The organism is Psittacicella gerlachiana, from assembly GCF_003585965.1.
In the GTDB taxonomy this organism is placed as follows: Bacteria; Pseudomonadota; Gammaproteobacteria; order Enterobacterales; family Psittacicellaceae; genus Psittacicella; species Psittacicella gerlachiana.
Genome location: NZ_NRJF01000279.1, coordinates 1 through 2,197, shown reverse-complemented (window position 1 = coordinate 2,197; position 2,197 = coordinate 1). Strand labels below are relative to the sequence as shown.

Sequence of the window (2,197 nt, the reverse complement as noted above, 5' to 3'; positions counted from 1 at the left end):
GTCTAAAAGAATAGTATTTATAAAAGATAAATCTATAAAAAACCAATTTATACCCTATAATACTCTATAAAAATATCACAAAAACTCCTTTAATTAAAGATTTTATTTTGGTTTTTTCAAGAAAAATCCCTCCATAATTACTTCATATTTTAATTCTGAGCTAATCATTTTTCAATAAGATTTAATCCTAAAATCAATCACCTCTTTATTAAAATTTTTATATAAAAAAACCTAGAAAATCTCATTCTAAATCTTGGTATTAATGCCAAAATCCAAGTTATATGCAATAAAAAAGATACCTGATTGCTCAGATATCTTTTTATGATTTTATCTTTTACGGTCAAATTTTCTAATTAATTTGTCACCAGTATATTCTACTAACTGTACAATTACCACAATAATTGGTACAGTAGCCCATAACATTACAGGCTCAAAACGGTTATAACCATAACGGATTGCTACGTCACCAAGACCGCCAGCACCTACAACACCACCCATTGCAGTGTAACCAATGATACTAACAGTTGTTACCGTAATTGCCCCTAAAATCCCAGGAATTGCTTCTGGAATAATTGCTCCATATACAGTTTGCCAAGTTGTCGCTCCCATAGATTTACAAGCTTCAATAATGCCTAAATCAAGTTGACGAATAACATTTTGCACTAAACGAGCAAAATATGGAGCAGCCGATAGTACTAAAGGAGGAATAATCCCTTTAACCCCAATCGTTGTTCCTGTTAAAGCTTGAGTTAAAGGAATAGCTATAACTAGGAGAATAATAAAAGGAATAGAACGTAAAATATTTACAAGAAATGAAACTAGACTATAAAATCTTTTATTTTCTAATAATTGACCTGGACTTAATAAGAATAAGATTAAACCTAATGGTAAACCAAATAACACTGTAAAAAATACTGTGATCACCACCATTAAGAGGGTATCTGTAGTTGCTTCAATTAGTAACTCACCATCTATTAAATTCCAAATACTTAAAATAAACTCCAACATTAGGCTAACTCCTCAAACGATACTCTTTCTTGAACTAAGAATTCTTTTAATTTTTCATACTGTTCTTTTGTACAATCAGTCGACACTACAAGTTGTCCAAATTGTACAGAACCTATAGATCCTACTGTACCTTGAAGAATATTAACCTCAACTCCAAGTTCTAAAGAAATACGGGATAACAATGGTTTTGCGGCATCTGTACCTTTATAGGTAAGACGGAATACATGACCTTTAAAGTCATTTTTAAAGATTTGCCAACTTTCAGTATCCACTCCAGACTCTGAAAGAAGCTTCTTAGTAGTTGGATGTTGAGGATGTAAGAATACCTCTACCACATCACCTTGCTCAGCAATCTCACCAGCTTCAATCACTGTTACTTGATCACAAATTGCACGAATCACATCCATTGAATGAGTAATTAATACAATTGTTAGATTCAGTTTCGTACTTAAATCTTTTAATAAATCTAAAATACTGCGTGTAGTTTCAGGGTCAAGAGCTGAAGTAGCTTCATCACAAAGTAAAATTTCCGGTTGATTTGCTAAAGCACGAGCTATCCCTACCCTTTGCTTTTGCCCCCCTGATAATTGTGATGGATACTTATGAATATGATCTTCGAGCCCTACTAATTTTAATAATTCAATCGCTCTTGGCTCTAGAGTTTCTTTCTCAACTCCCGCAATTTTAAGAGGAAAAATAACATTCTCTAAAATTGTTTTTGAACTTAAAAGATTAAAATGCTGGAATACCATTCCAATCTTTTGGCGCAGTTTATTTAATTCCTTAGTGCTAAGTTTAGTAATGTCTTTATCATTAATTAGCACTTGTCCTGTAGTTGGTCTTTCTAATAAATTTATTAAACGGATTAAAGTTGACTTTCCTGCTCCAGATCTACCAATAATTCCAAAGATTTGCCCTTGGTTAATCGTTAAATTTAAATTTTTAAGTGCGTGGTATACTTGTCCTTTTTTTGGACCATAATAATACTTTTCAATATCTTTTAATTGAATCTTAGGAGTACTCTGAATATTTGTCATTAAAACTTATCCCCAATGTCTCTGTATAAATCGCTTTTTTCTAGATTTTTTATTATCTATATAAGTAAGCATAACACAATAAAAACGCATTTAACAATAAAAAGTATTATTTTTATGTAAAATTATTTTATAGATTAATAAAAAACGTCTAT

Annotated in this window: 2 protein-coding genes; both read right to left on the bottom strand. The window is 31.1% G+C overall.

Going from position 1 to position 2,197, the window contains the following annotated elements:
• Positions 1-327: 327 nt before the first annotated feature.
• On the bottom strand, positions 328-1,008 hold the full coding sequence (locus CKF59_RS07635; protein WP_119535310.1) for a methionine ABC transporter permease: 681 nt from the start codon (positions 1,006-1,008) through the stop codon (positions 328-330).
• The gene (locus tag CKF59_RS07630) at positions 1,008-2,045 is read right to left on the bottom strand and encodes a methionine ABC transporter ATP-binding protein (protein WP_119535309.1); all 1,038 of its coding nucleotides are present in this window, start codon (positions 2,043-2,045) and stop codon (positions 1,008-1,010) included. Before CKF59_RS07630 ends, CKF59_RS07635 begins: the two co-directional genes overlap by 1 nt.
• Positions 2,046-2,197 lie beyond the last annotated feature (152 nt).